At 40.6% G+C, this 20,750-nt stretch carries 21 protein-coding genes and 3 riboswitches; of the genes, 14 read left to right on the forward strand and 7 right to left on the reverse strand.

The annotated features are described in order from the left end of the window. Positions 1-85: 85 nt before the first annotated feature. Genes QRN39_RS04725 through QRN39_RS04735 form a run of 3 tightly spaced genes read left to right on the forward strand, consistent with a single transcriptional unit; the run spans position 86 to position 950 of the window. A complete protein-coding gene (locus QRN39_RS04725; RefSeq protein ID WP_003211987.1) occupies positions 86-604 on the forward strand; it encodes a DUF421 domain-containing protein in 519 nt (172 codons plus the stop codon). A gap of 6 nt (positions 605-610) precedes the next feature. After that, positions 611-775: a hypothetical protein gene (locus QRN39_RS04730; RefSeq protein WP_199852772.1), complete on the forward strand. Its 165-nt coding sequence runs from the start codon at positions 611-613 to the stop codon at positions 773-775. Further along, positions 768-950, forward strand: a complete 183-nt coding sequence (locus QRN39_RS04735; protein ID WP_003211111.1) for a hypothetical protein — start codon at positions 768-770, stop codon at positions 948-950. Before QRN39_RS04730 ends, QRN39_RS04735 begins: the two co-directional genes overlap by 8 nt. 27 nt (positions 951-977) lie before the next feature. On the opposite strand, the gene QRN39_RS04740 is transcribed toward QRN39_RS04735, so the two are convergent. Continuing rightward, positions 978-1,997: an acyltransferase family protein gene (locus QRN39_RS04740; protein WP_003212122.1), complete on the reverse strand. Its 1,020-nt coding sequence runs from the start codon at positions 1,995-1,997 to the stop codon at positions 978-980. Positions 1,998-2,290: 293 nt separating this feature from the next. On the opposite strand from QRN39_RS04740, the gene QRN39_RS04745 reads away from it, so the two are divergent. The 3 genes from QRN39_RS04745 to QRN39_RS04755 all read left to right on the forward strand — a co-directional run bounded on the left by QRN39_RS04745 (position 2,291) and on the right by QRN39_RS04755 (position 5,205). After that, positions 2,291-4,486: a PAS domain-containing sensor histidine kinase gene (locus QRN39_RS04745; protein WP_284906282.1), complete on the forward strand. Its 2,196-nt coding sequence runs from the start codon at positions 2,291-2,293 to the stop codon at positions 4,484-4,486. A gap of 1 nt (position 4,487) precedes the next feature. Then, complete coding sequence (locus QRN39_RS04750; protein ID WP_106918386.1) at positions 4,488-4,979, forward strand: methylated-DNA--[protein]-cysteine S-methyltransferase; 492 nt, start codon at positions 4,488-4,490, stop codon at positions 4,977-4,979. 91 nt (positions 4,980-5,070) lie between these two features. After that, positions 5,071-5,205, forward strand: a complete 135-nt coding sequence (locus tag QRN39_RS04755; protein WP_003211599.1) for a hypothetical protein — start codon at positions 5,071-5,073, stop codon at positions 5,203-5,205. Positions 5,206-5,230: 25 nt separating this feature from the next. Here QRN39_RS04755 and mtnA read toward each other — a convergent pair whose 3' ends face one another. Then, complete coding sequence (gene mtnA / locus QRN39_RS04760) at positions 5,231-6,292, reverse strand: S-methyl-5-thioribose-1-phosphate isomerase (RefSeq protein ID WP_050945174.1); 1,062 nt, start codon at positions 6,290-6,292, stop codon at positions 5,231-5,233. A gap of 6 nt (positions 6,293-6,298) precedes the next feature. After that, positions 6,299-7,492: an S-methyl-5-thioribose kinase gene (gene mtnK, locus QRN39_RS04765; RefSeq protein ID WP_034619956.1), complete on the reverse strand. Its 1,194-nt coding sequence runs from the start codon at positions 7,490-7,492 to the stop codon at positions 6,299-6,301. A 79-nt stretch (positions 7,493-7,571) separates the two neighbouring features. Next, positions 7,572-7,730: riboswitch (SAM riboswitch) on the reverse strand. 165 nt (positions 7,731-7,895) lie between these two features. On the opposite strand from mtnK, the gene QRN39_RS04770 reads away from it, so the two are divergent. From QRN39_RS04770 to QRN39_RS04795, 6 genes are all read left to right on the forward strand, one after another. Further along, positions 7,896-9,086 carry a pyridoxal phosphate-dependent aminotransferase gene (locus QRN39_RS04770; protein ID WP_284906285.1) on the forward strand — a complete coding sequence of 397 codons (1,191 nt, stop codon included), beginning with the start codon at positions 7,896-7,898 and terminating at the stop codon, positions 9,084-9,086. A gap of 44 nt (positions 9,087-9,130) precedes the next feature. Next, positions 9,131-9,232, forward strand: a riboswitch (SAM riboswitch). A gap of 102 nt (positions 9,233-9,334) precedes the next feature. Next, complete coding sequence (mtnW, locus tag QRN39_RS04775) at positions 9,335-10,555, forward strand: 2,3-diketo-5-methylthiopentyl-1-phosphate enolase (protein ID WP_284906287.1); 1,221 nt, start codon at positions 9,335-9,337, stop codon at positions 10,553-10,555. After that, a complete protein-coding gene (locus QRN39_RS04780) occupies positions 10,556-11,251 on the forward strand; it encodes a 2-hydroxy-3-keto-5-methylthiopentenyl-1-phosphate phosphatase (protein ID WP_284906288.1) in 696 nt (231 codons plus the stop codon). It abuts the gene before it with no gap. Then, positions 11,215-11,853: a methylthioribulose 1-phosphate dehydratase gene (locus QRN39_RS04785; RefSeq protein WP_003210888.1), complete on the forward strand. Its 639-nt coding sequence runs from the start codon at positions 11,215-11,217 to the stop codon at positions 11,851-11,853. The genes QRN39_RS04780 and QRN39_RS04785 overlap by 37 nt, the downstream gene beginning before the upstream one ends. A gap of 16 nt (positions 11,854-11,869) precedes the next feature. Beyond that, positions 11,870-12,400: a 1,2-dihydroxy-3-keto-5-methylthiopentene dioxygenase gene (locus QRN39_RS04790; protein WP_003210925.1), complete on the forward strand. Its 531-nt coding sequence runs from the start codon at positions 11,870-11,872 to the stop codon at positions 12,398-12,400. A 301-nt stretch (positions 12,401-12,701) separates the two neighbouring features. Beyond that, a complete protein-coding gene (locus tag QRN39_RS04795) occupies positions 12,702-12,944 on the forward strand; it encodes an aspartyl-phosphate phosphatase Spo0E family protein (protein WP_050945168.1) in 243 nt (80 codons plus the stop codon). Between the two features lie 47 nt (positions 12,945-12,991). On the opposite strand, the gene QRN39_RS04800 is transcribed toward QRN39_RS04795, so the two are convergent. Continuing rightward, positions 12,992-14,497 carry an ATP-binding protein gene (locus tag QRN39_RS04800; protein WP_034619953.1) on the reverse strand — a complete coding sequence of 502 codons (1,506 nt, stop codon included), beginning with the start codon at positions 14,495-14,497 and terminating at the stop codon, positions 12,992-12,994. A gap of 204 nt (positions 14,498-14,701) precedes the next feature. Here QRN39_RS04800 and mhqR point away from each other — a divergent pair, with 204 nt between their 5' ends. Further along, positions 14,702-15,157, forward strand: a complete 456-nt coding sequence (gene mhqR / locus QRN39_RS04805; protein ID WP_003211701.1) for a MarR family transcriptional regulator MhqR — start codon at positions 14,702-14,704, stop codon at positions 15,155-15,157. Positions 15,158-15,186: 29 nt separating this feature from the next. On the opposite strand, the gene motB is transcribed toward mhqR, so the two are convergent. From motB to QRN39_RS04820, 3 genes are all read right to left on the reverse strand, one after another. Continuing rightward, positions 15,187-15,951 carry a flagellar motor protein MotB gene (gene motB, locus QRN39_RS04810; protein WP_003211671.1) on the reverse strand — a complete coding sequence of 255 codons (765 nt, stop codon included), beginning with the start codon at positions 15,949-15,951 and terminating at the stop codon, positions 15,187-15,189. Then, positions 15,944-16,738, reverse strand: a complete 795-nt coding sequence (gene motA, locus QRN39_RS04815; RefSeq protein ID WP_003212085.1) for a flagellar motor stator protein MotA — start codon at positions 16,736-16,738, stop codon at positions 15,944-15,946. Before motA ends, motB begins: the two co-directional genes overlap by 8 nt. 375 nt (positions 16,739-17,113) lie before the next feature. Next, entirely contained in the window at positions 17,114-19,222 is a 2,109-nt protein-coding gene (locus QRN39_RS04820; protein WP_284906293.1) for an ATP-dependent Clp protease ATP-binding subunit, read from the reverse strand. Positions 19,223-19,466: 244 nt separating this feature from the next. On the opposite strand from QRN39_RS04820, the gene QRN39_RS04825 reads away from it, so the two are divergent. Then, positions 19,467-20,510, forward strand: a complete 1,044-nt coding sequence (locus QRN39_RS04825) for a YkvI family membrane protein (RefSeq protein WP_050945166.1) — start codon at positions 19,467-19,469, stop codon at positions 20,508-20,510. Between the two features lie 71 nt (positions 20,511-20,581). Further along, a riboswitch (PreQ1 riboswitch) is annotated at positions 20,582-20,626 on the forward strand. The last annotated feature ends 124 nt before the right edge of the window (positions 20,627-20,750 follow it).

Here is a 20,750-nt window from a genome sequence, read left to right on the forward strand (position 1 = left end):
GCGAATGCTGTTTTTTTATTTCCATTATCTAACTGGCTAAATCACATGGGATGTTCGCAATCTATAGGTAAGAGGTGAACGAGACGTGCTGGATGTAATATGGAAAGCAATTGTCATGCTGCTAGTTGGTACCTTGCTGCTGAGAATAGCAGGGCCTAAATCCATTAGTCAATTAACTGTTCAACAAACAGTGATCATGATTTCAATCGGATCGATTATTATCCAACCCTTTATTGAGCACAATTTACTTGAAACGATTTATGCCGCCGCTACATTTATCATTGCACTCGTCATCATGGAAAAATTGTCTATCCAATCTGATTTCTTTGAAAAATTGGTTTCAGGGAAATCTGTGGTCATTTTGCAGGATGGAGAAATGCTTGATCACAAACTTAAGAAAACGCGGCTCACAAGGGATGAATTCAAAATGCGCTTAAAGCAGCAAGGCATTACAGACATCAGCAGTCTCAAAAAAGCCACCCTAGAAGCCAATGGACAAATCGGCTATGAGTTAAAGCCAGAGGAAAAGCCGGTGACGGTCAAACAAATGAAGGAACTTCTAGACCAATTAAGAGAAGAACTAAATATGTCAAAAAAGGACTGATTTCAGATGAAAAGAAAAGCAGCGAAAAATGAAGCACTGACAAATAATATGACACCGACAGAAAGCATGGCACATGATCAAGGACAAACCCAATTTGATGAACATTCAAGAGATCGTCAAGCAAACCGAAATTCTCATAAAGGGAAACAAGGGGGAGGATCTCGTGACTAAGAAGCATGTAAAAAGCAAGGACATGAAAGACCATAAAAAGCCAATGGACCCAGATATCTTAGAAGAGGAATTTGGTAGTGAGCTTGGAGATATCAACAGCAGCAAATGGATTGATACGCTTGTAAAGCCTAAGAAAGATGCTGAATGTCACAATGGACACATGAATGAAAAATAGAAAAAACGATCCGCGCGGGATCGTTTTTTATTTGCTATAACTGCCCTGCCTGCCGGTGATTGTACGCATGAGATTGGTCATTTTGAGCTCAATCACTGGCTGTGCAACGGTTTTAACAAAGGTGCTAGACAGGGTAAAGGTTAACAGAATGGTCAGCAGCAATAACATGACCACACTTGCTGCATTCAAGGCCCAGTCATCAAACCAAGTCGTTCTAAGTAGCTTAATGACAAAGCCATGTAATAAATACACATATAACGTTCTTGTGCCCCATTTTGTAAAGAAGAAACGGCGTGTTGGCACTAAAGCAAAGAAGCTGAATGTAGCGCCGAATGCAAGCAGATACCATGCCATTCGTTTCATTGCCGCAATCACTCCCTCATCACCTAGAGAAGCATATGACTGTGATCCAAATAAGAAGGAATAATCAAATTCATAGAAATAGCAAAACAAGAATACAGCCATTAATACAAGAAGTGCTGACAGCTTTCCTTTACTTGTACGGATGAATTCAAAATGCTGCTTTTTTAAATAGAAGCCTGCTAAAAACATTGGCAAAAAGACAAACGTACGCGATAAGCTCAGTGTATTGCTAATACTGTCCACGTAACCGACAAGTAACGCAATCGACAAACTGACGATCATCGCCCAGTGAAATGGCAGTTTAGAAAAAGGAATGAGCAGCAAATTCCAAAAGAATAAACTAATTAAAAACCATAAAGACCATTGCGGATCAATTGGATTTAAATTGGCCATGCTTTGATCCTGCAAGAGATAATAGTAAACGGAATAGATCACCTGAAAAATGAAATATGGGATGATCAGCTTAATAGCAACTTTTTTCATAAAACCTGGCTTTCTAAACCCTTTTGCAAAGAAGCCGGAAACCAAAATAAAGGCAGGCATATGAAAAGTATAAATAAACTTGTATAAATAAAGCATCCAATCATTATCATGAATGAATGATCGTAACAAATGACCAAAAACAACTAGAAAAATCAGAAGAAATTTCGCATTATCAAAATAACTATCTCGTGAAGATGCCATAACATCACCTTTCCTGCTCGATTTTAAACATAAATGTTCTAAGTGCACTGTTCCCGTATTTGCCCCATTTTAAAATACATTTTGGCTCATTTCGCTATTTGATGTGAAATTGTAGAACGGCTGTAAAAGAAGCGTAAGAAAAGAGAATCGAGGTTCGATCCTGTCATCCAAATGAAATAAATGAGACAGTCTTCGTGTAAAAAGTTATCTTTTTTTATGAGTCGAATGAAGGAACAATGAAAATATTGTAGAAATATTGTAGAGGAATGAGGCTGGAAAAGGAGTGTAAGAGAATGACTGAAACGCTCGATGGCGCAGAAGATATCAGAAAATTAGAAAAAGAGAACGAATATTTGCGAACAGAGTTGATGCAGCAAAAAATGCTGTTAAATAAGACGTTAGATGCCATTTTTATATTTGATCAGCACCTCAACATCATCCAAGCCAATGAAGCAACATGCAGGCTTGTACAGACACCGAAAGAAGACCTCCTCAATAAATCCGTTCTAGATTTCCTTTACGGCATCCCGAAAGATAAAATTGAATGCTCACTCGATCTATTTTTTCGAAAAGGTACGTTAAAAAGAGAAATCTCCATTCAGCTGGAAAATGGTGAAACAAAATACATTGAATTTGTCGCAGAGCATGACACCATGAATCAGCAATATATTGTCGTCATGCGAGATATTTCCTCAAAGAAAATATTAGAACGAGAACGCTCCATGAATGAGCAGCTGTTCAAAGATTTGTTTGACCGAGCCATTGACGGGATGGTCATTTTTGATCAGGATGGCTGCATGATTGATGCGAATCATTCTTTTTGTCAGAGCTTTGAGCTGCAAAAGACTGATTTAACCGATCGCTATTTACATGAATTTGTCGACGAAGAAAATCTTCCATCCTTACAGCACCTTTTAACGTCACTTAAAGAAACAGGGAAAGCAAAAGGAGAGCTTCCTGTTACTCTACAATCTGGCCAGTACAAATTATTCGAGCTCACCATTACATCAAATGTGATGAGCGGTTTTTATATGTCGATCATGCGGGATATTACAGAAAAGAGGTTAATGGAAGAAAAGCTGTTAAAAAGTGAGGAACGCTTTAGAGAAATTTTTGAAAATGCAATGGATGCGATCATCATTTGGGCAGATGATGGAGAGATTGTGAGAGCCAATGAATCAGCCTGCCGCATTTTTGAATTACCTATGCATTCACTGATTGGCAAGAAACTCACAGACTTTCTCGTGAAATCTGATCAGAGATATAGATCGACTAGAAGACGATATATTCGGAATCATGAAATAAGGGAAGAGCTTTTGTTCAGAATGGCAAATGGTCAGTTTAAAGAGCTCGAGTTTACATCAAAGCATACGGTATTAGAAGGACAGCACTTAACCATTTTACGTAATGTGAGTGATCGAAAAAGGATGGAGGAGGAGCTGCGCGAAAGTGAGCTCAAATTCCGTAAAGTATTTAATGGATCAATGGACGGCATTGTTCTGTTTAATAACCAATACCGCATTATCGAAGTCAATCCATCCGCAAGTGAGCTACTAGGATTGAAAAGTGATCATTTAACGGAAATGAACCTTTTCCACATCCTTGCGCCTTATCAAATTGAACATTTGGCACAGCCTGCCCAGGCGATGTCATTAGATGAAATGGACAATGAAGTGCCATTTGTGCTGAACCACCCAGATCAGCGGATATTGGAATTCTCTTTTAAACGCAACATCATTCATAATATGAATTTGGCGATCTTTAGAGATGTGACAGAGCGGAAGGAATTAGAAGAACGGGTGAGAAAATCAGATACCCTTCATGTGGTCGGAGAGCTTGCCGCTGGAATTGCGCATGAAATTAGAAACCCGATGACAGCATTAAAAGGCTTCATTCAGCTGCTAAAAGGAAATATAGAAGGGGAGTATTCGCTCTATTTCAATGTCATCACTTCAGAGCTGAAAAGAATTGAATCGATCATCACCGAATTTTTGATTTTAGCAAAGCCGCAAGCCATCGTATTTGAAGAAAAAAATGTGGTGCAAATTGTGAAAGACACGATGGATCTGTTGCACGCACAGGCGAATCTTGGCAACGTTCAAATGCATCTCAATGTGATTGATGAGATTCCGCTCATTTATTGTGAACAAAATCAATTAAAACAAGTCTTTATTAACATTTTAAAAAATGCAATTGAAGTCATGCCGAGAAAAGGAAATGTCTATGTGAGCATTCAGCGGAAGGGCGAAGAGCATATTGTCATTTCACTGCGGGATGAAGGGTGCGGAATGGCAGAGGACAAGCTGAGGCGTCTAGGGGAACCATTTTATACGACAAAAGAAAGAGGAACTGGACTTGGCTTAATGGTTAGTTATAAAATTATTGAAGAGCATCAAGGAACTATTGAGGTAGAAAGTGAGGAAGGGGTAGGAACCGTCTTTCATCTCACGCTGCCACTGAGGCAGAAGAAACAAGAAGGAGAGCATTAACGTGTATTATACCGTCTATCACGCACCAATTGGGGCACTATACATACTAGAAAAAGACGACGCCATCATCGAAGTGATGTTTGATGATGAGCCGTTTTTAGCAAAAAAACAGGAAGCCAATCTAAAAGAAGAAGAAACGTCTGTATTACAAGAAGCAAAAAAGCAGCTAGATGAATATTTCAAGGGTGAGCGCCAAGAATTCGATCTCCCGCTCAAGCAAAAGGGAACTTCGTTTCAAGAGCAAGTGTGGGCAGCACTTTCGACTATTCCGTATGGTGAATCAAAAAGTTATGCAGACATTGCAGAAGCAATTGGTAACCCAAAGGCTGTGAGAGCGATTGGACAAGCCAATAGACGCAATGCATTACCTATTTTTATCCCTTGTCACAGAGTGATTGGAAAAGACCGTTCTCTGACGGGCTATGCAGGAACGAAGACAGATATGAAAGCGGTTCTGCTTGAATTAGAAGGTATCCCATTTGTTCAAAAATAAATCGATTGACCTGTTCCAAATGTTTTCCGTGCGACATATCCTTTTATTAAGCTAAAAAAGTTGGTTGAGGGAAAAAGGAGGGCGCTAGGGAATGTTTTGGGACAAAAAGAATAAAATGTATGCCGTCACATCACTATGTGTCAAAATGAAGGTTTTGACAGAAGAACAGAAAAAAGAAATTTTAGCAAAAACGAATGAAATAAAAAAGCGCGGTGCTCTTAAATAAGAAGTACACGGCGCTTTTTTTATGATCAGAGTGAGATGCCTTCAGTGAACAGAGCATCAATCTCTTCTGTATAGTTTGACGTGATAATCCCTTTCTCTGTAATGATCCCTGAAATGAGATGGTGAGGAGTGACATCAAAGGCGGGATTGAATACCTGAACATCAGGTGGTGCAATTTGGACGCCGTTTAATTCCTTTACTTCCAGCGGGTCACGCTCTTCTATTGGAATATCTGCCCCGTTTTTGGTTGAGATATCAAAGGTAGAAAGCGGTGCAGCTATAAAAAACGGAATTTGAAAATGCTTGGCTAAAATGGCGAGACTTAACGTGCCAATCTTGTTCGCCGCATCTCCATTACGGGCAATGCGATCAGCTCCAACAATGACTGCAGAAATTTGTTTTTCTTTCATCGTATGGGCTGCCATGTTATCTGTAATGAGCGTCACATCTACGCCGCCTTGCATGAGTTCCCATGTTGTCAGCCTAGCCCCTTGGAGAACAGGGCGTGTTTCACAGGCATAAATGTGAAGGTCGAGATTTTTCTTTTTGGCTAAATAAAATGGAGCAAGGGCTGTTCCGTACCGGCTCGTGGCGATGGAGCCTGCATTGCAAATGGTCATAATCCGATCACCCGATTTAAAGAGCTGGAGTGCATTTTGACCGATTTGTCTGCATGTTTCTTCATCTTCAATTTGAATTTGAATGGCCTCATGGACAAGGTCTGTTTTGGCTGCATTGACCGAAGCTGCACGATCAATGCGCTGCAACAATCGCTCTAATGCCCAGGCTAGATTCACAGCGGTTGGACGAGCACTGTTTAAATATTCTTTTATCTGAATGACTTCTTGTCTAAACACATCAATTTCTTCTGTCTCAATGTCTTGGGCACTGAGCGCCAGTCCAAAAGCTGCTGTAATGCCAATGGCAGGTGCTCCCCGCACTTTTAACGTGACAATGGCATCATACACGTCTTCTTTTGTATATAGATGCTCAAACTCAGTTTCAGCCGGTAATTTTTGCTGATTCAAAATGTTAATATGGTTTTCTTCCCATTCGACAGAACGGGGGACTTCAAATTCTTTAGACAAAACCCGTCACTCCTTTACAGATTGCTGGAATAATGCGACGAGGTCAGACGCTGTTTCCACTGCATGATATTGTTTGATGAATGTTTTTCCGAGCGTAAGTGCTGCTTTTTTCTGCTGAATCCGTTTAGATGGTGATGGAATCGCATCGAGATCAGCGGCATGAGCAAGGCCAATCGTTCGGCGGACAAGTTCACAGCCTGCAAAGCCTGTCGCTTCTTTTAAAATACGGTCAAAGGTTGTTTCTAAAAAACTGTCTGATACACTAAACGCTTCAATGCTGTCTTCTTTCCAAGCTTTTGCGAACACTTCTTTGAATGTTGCCCATACATTGACGACATGGTCAAAAAGGTGCTGCTGATCGTGTTCATTCTCACGGGACAAAGCATTTAGGAACAGGTTAGCGATAAAATGACCAATATCGAATCCGAAGGGACCATAAAAAGCGAATTCTGGATCAATGATTTTTGTTTCCGTCTCACTTGCAAAAATACTGCCTGTATGAAGATCTCCATGAACAAGTGTTTCTGCAGATGTCAGGAAAATACGCTTCAATTCAGCTGCTTTTGCCTGCACTTCAAGATCTGCCCAAAGTGCTTCGGCAGCTTCTCTTAATTCTTCTTCGAAATCATTTGTGCCGCTATCAAAGAAAGGATCTGTGAAGACGAGCTTTTCGGTAATGTCACAAAGGTCCGGATTCGTAAATTGCTTCACAAATTGTTTTTTAATTTTAGGATTTGTGGCAAAGTCAGAAGTGTAAAAAAGTGTTTTTCCTAAAAATTCTCCGACATGATCGGATAAATGCGGATATTGTTTTCCGGCAATTAGCCCTTTTCTGACGATTTCGAGGTGTGATAGATCCTCCATTGCCGTCACAGCAAGAGCTGTATCTGAATAATAGACTGCTGGTACGAGGTGCGGTGTATACTCTGACTGCTTGATCAGGGCAGTACTTTCGATTCTCGCACGGTCTAATGTAAGCGGCCAGCTCTCTCCGACCACCTTGGCGTAGGGCAGTGCCTGCTTGATGATCAAACCTTTTTCTTGTTTATGATCAAAAATATGAAAGACGTAATTTAAATTCCCGTCCCCGATTTCCGTACATGTCAAATGACTGCTTTCTTGGATCAAGCCAAGTCTAATTGCGAGTGCAACTGCCGAGCTTTCTGTTAATTCTTCATATGATGCCGTAAGTGTAACCAATTGCTTCCCCTCCAAATCATATAAAAAAGCCTCTTTCTCCTGAGAGAAAGAGGCTTGATGGCGTGTATGCTCAAAGCCTCTCTTATCTCTCAGCACATACGTCTGATGGAATTAGCACCGTGCCCTATAAGACAATTGTCTTGGCGCTTACTTGCTGCGCCCCACTTCACAGTGGTATTAACGGTCGGTTGCTGTTGGGGTCAAAAGGCCAAATCCCTCGCCCAACTCTCGATAAGAGAAATCAATATGTCATTGTCTCGTGTCTGTTTGCATTTCTTAATTCAAGATATTATCAGAGCTGCGCTTCACATGTCAATCCTTTTTCAAAATTGCTTTACAATTCGTAAAACAATCCATTACAGTATTTGTATTGCTACGTAACTTGAATAGAAGGTGAAGAAAAATGGAATTCCAGCAATCAGATGTATTGAAACAATTACCGACACAATTTTTTGCATCCCTTGTCCAAAAGGTCCAGAAAAAGGTGCAGGAAGGCGCAGATATGATTAATTTAGGGCAGGGAAATCCTGACCAGCCAACTCCCGCGCACATTGTAAAAGCCATGCAGGAAGCGGTATTAAAACCTGAAAATCATCAATACTCGTCATTCCGCGGAACAGCGAAATTAAAAAAGGCTGCCGCTGCCTTTTATGAAAGAGAATATGGTGTCACGCTTGATCCGATGACGGAAATTGCGATTTTATTTGGCGGGAAAGCGGGGCTTGTTGAGCTGCCGCAATGCCTGCTGAATCCGGGTGATACGCTCCTTGTTCCAGACCCAGGTTATCCTGATTATTGGTCAGGTGCCGTACTTGCTGGAGCTCAGATGGTGACGATGCCGCTTCTTGAACAAAATGATTTTTTACCTGACTATGACAGGTTGCCTGAGGATGTTAAGGAAAAAGCAAAGTTGATGTATTTAAATTATCCCAACAATCCGACAGGTGCCACGGCAAGCCGTTCATTTTTTGAAGAAACCGTTACATTCGCAAAAGATCACAAGCTCTGTGTTGTCCATGATTTTGCCTATGGCGGCATTGGGTTTGATGGGGAAAAGCCAATCAGCTTTTTGCAAACAGATGGAGCGAAAGAGACAGGAATTGAAATATACACATTGTCTAAAACGTATAATATGGCCGGCTGGAGAGTAGGTTTTGCAGCAGGAAATCCGTCTGTTATTGAAGCGATTGAGCTTTATCAGGATCACCTGTTTGTTTCACTGTTCAAAGCCACTCAAGATGCGGCAGCGGAAGCTTTGTTAAGCGACCAAACGTGCGTACAGGTGCAAAATGATCGATATGAGAATCGGCGAAATGTGTGGATTGCTGCCTGCAAGGAGATTGGCTGGGAGGTCACTGCACCAAAGGGGTCGTTTTTTGCTTGGCTAAAGGTGCCAGAAGGATATTCATCTGAATCTTTTGCTGGCGTATTATTAGAGAAAGCACATGTGGTTGTGGCGCCGGGGAATGGGTTTGGTACTCACGGTGAAGGATACGTGAGAGTAGGACTTTTAACAAATGAGGAGCGGTTAAAAGAAGCCGCTCGGCGAATCGATTCCTTGAATCTGTTTGAAAATAAGCCATTGACAACATGAATAAACGGTGCGATAATTCAGACAATATTTAAGAAAATTGAATATTCTTATCAAGAGTAGGCAGAGGGACTAGCCCAATGAAGCCCGGCAACCGACTTCCATGAAGCACGGTGCTAATTCTTGCAGCAAGCGCTGAGAGATAAGATTCGGATGAATGACACGAAACAACCTCTTTAAGGCGCTGATAAAGCACTTGGAGAGGTTTTTTTATTGACCATATGCATGACGCAATCGAAAGGGGATTCCTAGTGAGTGAATTACTGGCAACATACGTATTAACACATCGAGAGGATGAACAAGTAAACCGAAAAGCGGAGCAGATCGCACTTGGTTTAACAGTTGGATCATGGACGGATTTGCCGCAGCTCAAAAAAGAGCAGCTTCAAAAGCATAAAGGCCGGGTGGAAAAGGTATCAGAAAAGTTTGCTCCAGCCGAAAATGGCCTATATCAATCTGAGGTGACCATTGCTTATCCTGAGGCTAACTTTTCAGCGGATATTCCGGCCGTTTTGACGACGATCTTTGGAAAGCTTTCACTAGATGGAAAAGTGAAGCTAATCGACATTCAATTCTCGGATCGATTGAAAAGAAGTCTGCCAGGACCGGTATTTGGAATTGATGGCATACGAAAAAAAGTAGGCGTGTTTGATCGACCTTTGTTGATGAGTATTTTTAAAGGTGTCATTGGCCGTGATATGGCAGATTTAAAAGAACAGCTCCGTTTACAAGCATTAGGAGGCGTTGACTTTATCAAAGACGATGAAATTTTATTTGAGAGCCCACTAGCCCCTTTTGAAGAACGAATCAAAGAAGGAAAAAAGATATTAAAAGAAACATATGAAGAGACAGGGCACCGAACGCTATATGCCGTTAATTTAACAGGCAGAACCTTTGAACTAAAGGATCGAGCAAGAAAGGCAGCTGAGCTTGGAGCAGATGCACTCTTATTCAATGTTTTTGCCTACGGGTTAGATGTCATGCAAAGCTTAGCTGAGGATCCAGATATTCGATTGCCTATTATGGCCCATCCCGCAGTAAGCGGCGCTCTGACATCATCGCACGAATATGGATTCTCCCATTCTCTTCTTTTAGGTAAATTAAATCGATATGCAGGCGCTGATTTGAGTCTTTTTCCCTCACCGTATGGGTCGGTCGCACTTCCGAAAAAAGATGCCTTTGGAATCTATGAAGCTTGTGTAAAAGAGGATTCGGTTCAAAAAACGTTCCCTGTTCCGTCAGCAGGCATTCATCCTGGAATGGTTCCAGTTTTGATGAAAGATTTTGGACTCGATCATGTGATAAATGCTGGTGGAGGAATTCACGGACATCCGCGTGGAGCCATCGGCGGAGGGAAAGCATTTCGATCGATCATTGATGCGGTGATACATGGAGAGTCGATCCAAGAGAAGGCAGCTTCTTGTCAAGATTTAAATGCAGCACTTGAACTATGGGGAAGGGTAGCAGAATAAATGAAAAAACCAATTGTATGTTGTGATTTTGATGGAACCATTACGAAAAATGATAATATCATTCGCATCATGAAACACTTTGCACCAAGTGAATGGACGAAGCTGAAGGACGATGTTCTCACAAAGGAGATCACCATTCAAGAAGGCGTCGGGCAGATGTTTCAATTACTGACGAGTGATCAAAAAGAAGCCGTTCAATCGTTTATTTTAGAAGATACAGAGATTCGAGAAGGATTCAAGCAATTTGTTGATCATGTGAAAAAGGCTGATATTCCCTTCTATGTGCTAAGCGGCGGGATGGACTTCTTTGTTTATCCCATACTCGAGGGCATTGTGGATCGAGACGATATTTATTGCAATCATGCGTCATTTGGGGAAGAGCATATTCAGATTGAATGGCCGCATGCCTGCGATTCGCAATGTCAAAATGGCTGCGGATGCTGCAAGCCGTCAATCATTCGAGAGCTGACCTGTGAGAATGACTTCATTATCATGATTGGAGATTCAGTCACCGATGTGGAGGCGGCAAAGCATGCGGATCTCACATTTGCGCGTGACTACTTGCTAAACGAATGTAAAGAGCTCGGGCTTGTCCATCTAGAGTATGAAACATTTATTGATCTTAAAGCACAATTTGATCAAATAAAGGAAGTGAAGGAATGGCAGACGCAAAGAGCAAGCGCTGGCAGGAGCTAGCAGACGTCAAACGTGAACTGGCACAAAGAGACTGGTTTTACGGAACAAGCGGCAATTTATCGATCAAGGTGTCGGATGATCCAATCACGTTTTTGGTGACGGCAAGCGGCAAAGATAAACGAAAAGAAACAGATGAAGACTTTGTTTTAGTAAATGCAGCAGGTAAGCCTGTTGATCCGAACGAACCGCTTAGACCATCAGCTGAAACATTGCTTCACAACTACGTGTATGAGCAGACGAATGCAGGCTGCTGTCTCCATGTTCATACAATCGATAATAATGTGATGTCTGAGCTGTATGGGGATAGGGGCGAGGTTCGTTTCAAAGGAAACGAAATCATCAAAGCGCTTGGTTACTGGGAAGAGGATGCAGAAGTGTCGTTACCGATTATTGAAAATCCAGCCCATATCCCGCATCTTGCAGCACAATTTGCAAAGCATCTCACTGAAGAGTCGGAATCAGGAGCTGTGCTCATTCGAAATCACGGCATCACAGTCTGGGGAAAAACAGCCTCTGAAGCAAAACGAGTATTAGAGGCGTATGAATTTTTGTTTAGCTACCACTTAAAATTAACGCTATATCAAAAGCAGCTTGTCACATAAAAAGGAGGAAAAGCACATGGCGACGATTTTGATTCATAACGAAGAGAACACATTACTTGAAAGCGAGCAAGAGGTGGCAGCCTATTTAGAAAACCAAGGGGTCATTTATGAGCATTGGGATATTGCAAAGCTGCCAAACCGATTATCAGAAAAGTATGATTTAACAGATGAGGAAAAGGAAGAGATTTTGACTGTTTTCCAAAAGGAAATCGAGAGTATATCTGAAAAACGAGGATACAAAGCGCAGGATGTGATTTCATTATCTGACGCCACACCAAACCTAGATGACCTGCTCCAAAATTTTCAGCGTGAGCATCACCATACAGATGACGAAGTACGCTTTATTGTAAGCGGACATGGAATCTTTGCCATTCAAGGTAAGGATGGGGTCTTTTTTGACGTGAGACTGAATCCAGGCGATTTAATTTCTGTTCCGCCACATATTCGTCACTATTTTACACTTCAAGAGGATCGAAAAGTGGTTGCCGTTCGCATATTTGTCACAACTGAGGGCTGGGTGCCAATTTACGAGGAAGAAAAGGTTTAATGACAAAAGCTGATCATTCCGCATGAGGCGGAAGATCAGCTTTTTTTTAGGGAAATAGACATAAAATGAGAAAGAAAATAGTTGATTTTGATCTTCTACATAGGATAAAATTCTGTTTAATCCATGTGTCAGTCCTGTCCAAATTTGAAGTTTACCCCCAAATATGATTGGGTAAGAGGTCTTTAGGCTGTAAAAAATTAAATAAAATTAGCATATTTAATTTAATTTACAAATAAAGTATAATTTTGGTGTCGGATCATTTTGAGCATAGACAGTCGAATTCATTGCGGGAGCTGAGATCATGAATATTTATGTAAGAAAAGAACAATTGCTAATGTCCATTGATGAGAAGAGAAAACAGATGGTAGAAGCTGCTCAAGCAGAAGGCTACACTGGTGAGACGACAATTAAATATAGTCAAGAACTGGACAACCTGATGAATGAGTATCAGCATCTCCTTTTTCATGAGAAACAATCTGCCCCCTCCTTTCATGATCTTGTAACTCAAATGAGTCTTCTATCTGTGAACCGTCCCTCTTATTGAAATGAAAAAACCGGTCTTGCCTAAGCAAAACCGGCTGAATGTTTCAGCTATGCTGAGTGAGCAGAAGGAAGCATGATCATGACGGTTGTTCCTTTATTCACTTCGCTCTCGATATCAATTGTTCCGCCATACATCGAAATGATTCGTTTACACACAACAAGCCCAAGACCTGTCCCTTTTTCCTTCGACGTAATAAAAGGGAGGAAGATATGTTTTAACATTTCTTCTTGTATGCCCTCGCCTGTATCCTTCACTTTAATAATGACATGTTCTTTTTCAGCCTCAATTAAAATCTTCAAATGACCGCCATTTGGCATCGCTTCTAACGAGTTCTTCGCTACATTTAATACGACTTGTTTAATGTGATCCTTTGTGCAATATACCCCAACATCTTGAATCGTATTAATTTGCAAATCAACCTCAACATTATAAAGGTTCGCCTCAGAGAAAACGATCGGCATGATCTCACTGACAATTTCTTTGACAGAGTTATTCTGCCATTTTTCTGCCGTTGGTTTCCCTAATACAAGAAACTCACTGACGATTTGATTGATTCGTTTAATTTCTTCTTCAATGACAGAAAAATAGAGCTGATCTTCTTCAGAGTGATACTTCTTTTGCAAAAGCTGTATAAATCCACTAATCCCTGTTAATGGGTTGCGAATTTCGTGTGCCGTACTTGCTGCGAGGGTTCCGATTAATTCAAGCTTTTGCGCTTCATTTTGGTGACGCTCCTGCTGGGTTTGACGCCTTAAAATAACATATTGAACAAGTGTGAATAAAATATTTAATAAAATAAAAGCACTGGATAAAGGGATCAGCATAACAGACAGCACTTCACCTGTAGAAGCGCGTTGCGGATAGACCTCTAGCTTCCAGCTGTTTTCATCTAAATATGTAGACACGGTGCTGCCATTTTCTGATGCTGGCTGTGGACCACTTGTAAACACGACATGTCCATTTTGATTCAGCATCTTAAAATGAAGATCAGGGTTCAATACATTCATAATATTTCTTAAATAATCAATTTGAATGGCGGCGACTAGCACATTGGTGACTTCTTCGTTTTCATCCAGCACAGGCACGCAAATGGAAAGAATCCGCTGTTTTGTAATTCGGCTCACATAGTTATCTGTGATCACCGTCTGCTTGGTCACTTGAATGCGCTTAAAGTAATCTCTGAATGATAGGTTGATTTTTTCCTTTAATGGTGTGGTGCTTACTGTTACATTTCCTTTTTTGTCTAGGAGATACAGGCCTGAAAAACGAGGTTCTTGTTTATAGATTTTCTCTAGGATGTTTTTTACTTTTTTCGTCTCAAGAGGCTGGTCAAATCCCATGGCAAGTGAAGTTAATCTCGCTTCTGTTTCACTAATTAAATAATTCATTTGGTTTTTGTGAATATTTAACATAAGTGTAGCAGTTTGTTTGTTTTTTAAGTCGATTTTTTCCGTTTCTTTTTCATAGATAAAATAACTAATGATTAGGGTTGGAATCATGACCAAAATAAGGTACAGCCTGATCTTCTTCCAAAACCCTTTCAGTATACTCATCATTCATCGCTCCAACGTATTACCTAATAGACTTATTATAGCATTGAACCTATGTTTATTACGATGACTTGTGTGATTTTTAAAAAATTAGGTGATTCGTTCTGGTCTCATTTTCATGCTAAAGATAGATCAAAATGTTGACATTTTACTTATTGTTTATTAATGTCACATTAGTGGGGTGTATTTCATAAAGGATGATAAAAAATGGAAAATCATAATGTTGAAAAATCTTTGAAATTATTTATTGTATTATCACGTGCCTATCGCTCAATTAATCATCACATGAACAAACATATTGTGAAGCACGGGCTGAATCCGACTGAATTTGCAGTATTAGAATTGCTGTATCATAAAGGGGATCAGCCGCTTCAGCAAATCGGTGATAAGATTTTACTTGCAAGCGGCAGCATCACGTATGTGGTCGATAAATTGGAGAAGAAAGAACTCCTTAGTCGTAAGGCCTGTGCAGAAGACCGCAGGGTCACATTTGCGCATATTACCGAGCAGGGACGAGCTTTGCTTGATGATATCTTCCCAGATCATGCGAAAGAAATTCATGAGATGATCAGTGTCCTGAGCGAAGAAGAGAAGGATGCCTGCATTGACATGCTTAAACATGTGGGACTGCGTGCAAAACATTTATATGATCATAAAGAATAAATAAAAAAGGAAGCCGAGGGCTCCCTTTTTTATTTTGCTTTTTTCTCAATCGGTAAAATAAGTACTTCTACGCGTCGGTTTTTACTTCTGCCTTCTGCTGTATCATTTGAAGCGATTGGCTTGAATTCACCGAAACCTTTTGTACTAAAGTTTTCTTGGTTTAAATTGCTGTTCTCAAGAAGAATACTCAAAAAGTTTACAGCACGTATGGCACTTAAATACCAGTTGGATTCAAATTCTGAATTTCTGATCGGAACATTATCAGTATGTCCGCTAATGACGATGTCACGAGCGGGGTTAATGACGAGTAGTTTTGAGATTTCCTTTGCTAACGGGACATCTTGAGGGCGAATAATCGCCCGGCCAGAATCAAAGAAGATACTGTCTTCTATCGTAATGAGCAAACCTTCGTCCGTGAGCTTTGTTTCGAGCTTAGCTCCAAGTTTCTTATTGGCAATGAAGGAATCCACTTGCTTTTTGACCTTTGTGAGAACGGCATGATCTCGAGCTTTCGCTTGAGCTTCTTCATCCTCTTCAGCTGCTTTTTTGGTCTGGTTGCTATTTTCAGTTTCTTCAGTGCTTTGCATGCTGGTTTGATCCATGACACCTGTACCGCCCGTAAAGACGACATTAAAAGACTTGGCCATCTGTTCATACTTTGCCGCATCAATCGAACTTGATGCAAAAAGCACAATGAAGAGAGCGAGTAGAAGCGTCAGAAGATCGGCATAAGGGATCAGCCAAGATTCATCTACATGGTCATCGTGATCATGTTTTTTACGTTTCCTAGCCATTTTGTTTTTCTCCTTCTTCAATGACAAGATTTGCACGTTCTTTCGCTGGTAAGTACATGAGAAGTTTTTGTTCAATCACTTTTGGAGATTGACCTTCAAGAACAGAAAGGATCCCTTCAATCATAATTAGACGAAGTTTTACTTCTTCCTTTGATTTACGCTTTAGCTTGTTGGCAAATGGATGCCATAACACATACCCAGTAAAAATCCCAAGCAGTGTGGCAACGAAGGCTGCACTGATTGCATGTCCAAGTGCTTCAATATCTCCCATGTTAGCAAGTGCAGCAATAAGTCCGACAACGGCGCCAAGTACACCAAGCGTCGGAGCGTATGTACCGGCTTGTGTAAAGATTAATGCGCCTGACTGATGTCTTTCAGACATGGCGTCAACTTCCTCTGTTAGGACGTCGCGAATAAATTCTGCACTTTGACCGTCAACCGCCATGCTTAAGCCGTTCTTAAGGAAATCGTCATCTACTTCCTCAATGCTAGCTTCTAATGCTAAAAGACCTTCACGACGCGCAATTTGTGCCCAGTTTGAAAAAAGAGGGATCATTTCTTGAATCGTTGGAAGCTTGTTGTCTTTGAAAATTTTGCCGAACAATTTTGGTGTTTTCTTAATTTCACTAGATGGGAATGCGATGACAACAGCTGCAATCGTCCCAACCACAATGATCAATATAGCCGCTGGGTTGATAAGAGCGGTTAGACTTACACCTTTCAGAACCATACCGACACTCAGTGCAATAAATGCTAAAATAATACCTATTAACGATGTTTTGTCCATTATCTCACCAAATCCTTTAACTATCTTTTTCTATAGTTAATATCGGTGTCTTCTAGAAGGGTTTTAGTCTGAATATCAAATTAAGGCAGTTTCTGTGAAGAATTTTTGACGAAAGCGCTTTCTATTACCTTAAAAAAGAAACTCCCTCTGATATAAAGGGAGTTTCTTTTTAATTTCTTTGAGCGGTTTCAATTAAAAGCAGCTCTTTTAATTTTTCCTCATACATGATTTTGACAAGATCATAGCTCCAATTCATCATGTGATCCACCTCTTTTTCTTTTATCTTAAAGGAATAGAGGCGGGGGAGCCGTCGGCGTGCGGATGGAACTTAGACACCGCAACATGATGGAGCTATAGATCCTTCTTAAGATGTACTTATCCTTTTTTTACGACAATTTCGTTATCTTCAACTTCTACAGTAAATCCTGAAAGCTGTTCTTCTTCAAGCAATATTTCCGTCATTTGATCTTCAACATGCTCTTGAATGGTTCTTCGCAGTGGACGAGCACCAAATGCAGGATGGTATCCAAGTTCTGCAATTTTTTCTTTCGCTTCATTTGTCACATGGACTGTTAAATTTTGCTCTTTTAATTGTTCTGATAGCTCATTGAGCAAAAGATCCACAATCTTCACCAAATCATCTCGATCTAATGAATCAAACTGAATGATGCTGTCAAAACGGTTCAAGAATTCTGGCTTGAAATAGGCGCTGAGTGAATCAATGAGTGATTGCTCCTCAATTGCTTCTTCCTGATCAGACTGGAAGCCGACTTTGACCGTTTTATCTGTGCTGCCTGCGTTACTTGTCATGATGATGACCGTATCTTTAAAGCTGACGGTTCTACCTTGGCTATCTGTTAACCGGCCATCTTCCATGATTTGAAGGAACATGTGCTGCACATCAGGGTGTGCTTTTTCGATTTCATCCAGCAAAATGATGCTGTATGGTTTTCTGCGTACTTTTTCCGTCAGTTGACCCGCTTCATCATGTCCAACATAACCAGGAGGAGAACCGATGAGCTTAGATACTGAGTGTTTCTCCATGTACTCACTCATATCTAAACGGATGATCGCATCTCTTGAACCAAATAATTCTTCAGCTAGTGTTTTTGATAATTCGGTTTTCCCGACACCTGTTGGTCCAACGAATAGGAAGGAGCCAGTTGGTCTATGTTTCGATTTTAAGCCGGCTCTGCTTCTCTTCACAGCTTTCGCTACCTTTTCAACCGCATGTTCCTGACCGATCACTCGTGCTTTTAAGCGGACGTCAATTTCTTTCATTTTGGTTTGTTCGTCTGCTTGCAGTTTGCCGACAGGGATGCCTGTTTTTTGTTCCACAATGGCTTGAATGTCTTCTGCTGTGACGACATGTTCTTTGTCATTTGTTTTGTTTTGAAGTCTAGCTTCAATGGCCTCTTCTTCATCTCGAAGCTTCGCTGCTTTTTCGTATTGTTCTTCTTTTAAAGCGACTTGTTTTTCAGCAGCAATTTCTCTCAGACGATTTGTTAGTTCATCTTCGCTTGCTGCATCAATGGAGAGGTTCGCTTTTGAACCTGCTTCATCCATTAAATCAATGGCTTTATCCGGCAGATGACGGTCTTGAATATACCGGGAAGATAATTGAACGCACGCTTGAATGGCTTCGTCTGAATAGGTGACGCCATGGTAGCTTTCGTACTTATCTTGAATGCCTTTTAAAATTTCGATCGCTTCAGCTTGTGTTGGCTCATCTACAATGACGGGCTGGAAGCGTCGTTCAAGTGCGGCATCTTTTTCAATTTGACGATATTCTTTTAATGTCGTCGCACCTACTAGCTGGAGCTCGCCTCTTGCAAGAGCTGGTTTTAAGATGTTTCCAGCATCCATTGACCCCTCGGCAGATCCTGCGCCTACAAGAAGATGGATTTCATCTACAAATAAGATAATATTTTTACGGCTTTGCAGTTCTTTAATTAATTGCTTCATTCTTTCCTCAAATTGACCACGTATCCCTGTATTCGCTACAAGGGAGGAGACATCTAATAAATAGATTTGTTTGTTCTTTAATTTATTTGGTACATCGCCACTTGCAATTTTCAATGCAAGTCCTTCAGCGATCGCTGTTTTCCCAACACCTGGTTCACCAATGAGGACAGGATTGTTTTTATTTCTTCTATTTAAAATCTCAATGACTCTTGCGACTTCTTCATCACGGCCGATGACTGGATCAATTAAACCAGCATTTGCGCCATCTGTTAAATTGCGGCCAAGTTCATCAAGTAAGCCTTTTTGCTTTGGCTGCTCTACGTTTTGCGTATGTCCTGCTTGCTCTTGCCCAGAGAAGAATGAGCTTCCTCCGAAAAATTGAGGTCCCATTTTCATTTTTGATTGCTCCATCAAAGAGGTGTAGCAGTCTTCACATAAAACCATTTGGCTCCGGGATGAATTCACTTGCATATTCAGGCGAATTGTTGCTTCATTTACTTGACAATGTTGACAACGCATTTGCCATGACCTCCTTATGATAAAAGTTTGACTTTATTTGACCAATGAATGTTAAAGAAAATGGTCTGTTGTTTGACCATCTTTGACTATAGTATACTCTGACCTATTTTGACTTTCAACTGTTTTGCTCAAAGGCGGGTGAAAATCCTTTTTTGCATTTAATCATGGTTTGTCCTTCTTTTCAAGGAACTTGTCTCATAGGATAAAAAAAGACAATCGAAAGTGATGGGTGCGGAGGGGTCACATGAAACGTTCAAATGAATCCGCTTTTCAGCTTGCCTTTGTATATGTAGGAACAGTGGTTGGAGCTGGGTTTGCGACCGGAAAAGAAATTGTAGAATTTTTTGTTCGTTTTGGCTGGATTGGATTATTCGGAATCTTGATTAGCGGCGCTATTTTTACTGGACTTGGGGCAAAAATGATGCTCATTTCTAAACGAATTGAAGCAGAGTCTTATCAAGATATGAACCGGTTTCTATTTGGCGCAGCTGCAAGCAGGTATATTAATGTCGTCATGTTTTTTATTTTATTAGGCGTCACTTCAGTGATGATTTCTGGCGCAGGTGCTATATTTGAAGAGCAGCTTGGCATATCGAAGGAATATGGGATCTTTTTGACGATCATTCTGAGCGTGATTGTGCTTTTGAAAGGATCAAAAGGATTATTTGGTGTCAATGTTCTCGTCGTCCCAATGCTTATTTTCTTTTCAATGATTGTGTTTCTTGATTCATTCGTTTTTAGCAGTAGTGAAAGTTATGTTCTTGCGCTGCAAATGGGTGAGGGAGAGTGGATTTTATCAGCTATCTCATATGGTGCTTTTAATTTGGCACTTTCTCAAGCAGTGTTAGTGCCCGTCGCAAATGAAATGACCTCTGAAGCGGTGATTAAAAAGGGAGCTGTGCTTGGGGGCGTCATGCTGACAATTATTTTATTTGTATGCTTTTTATCTCTTTCTTCATTAGATATGCTGGAGGCGTTTGATATTCCAATGGCTCAGGTCGTGTATCAAGTAGCAAATTCCATTCACCTCATTTATTTATTTGTGATCTTCGGCGAAGTCTTTACATCCGTCATAGGCAATTTATATGGACTTGAGAGACAAGTGAGAGCGTATATACGAATGAACAGTGTCTTGACAATATCCCTTATTCTCTTATGCTGCTATGTGATTAGTAAAATTGGTTACGGTACATTGATATCAACAGTTTATCCTATTTTTGGCTATGTGAGCATCTTTTTTATCCTCTTTCTTTTTCTAAAAAAAGTGCCTGCATCACATGATAAGTAAAGAAAGGATAGCCTGCATGGAAAATATGTGGTACACTATCCTCTGTGAAAATTGAACAAAAATCCGTGTAAACGGGAGAGGTTCTAGCAAAACCCTCTATAAAAAACTAAGGACTTGCCGTATCCTTGGATGTGGCATTTTTTATTTTTTATGGCTGGGACACCTCATACACATGTAAAGGTGTCTTTTCTTTTGAGAAAAATAGGGGTTTTCATGAGCCTTTCAGATGCAGCTTTGTAC

The organism is Bacillus sp. lyk4-R2A-2 (genome assembly GCF_030209735.1).
Taxonomy (GTDB): Bacteria; Bacillota; Bacilli; order Bacillales; family Bacillaceae; genus Bacillus; species Bacillus pumilus.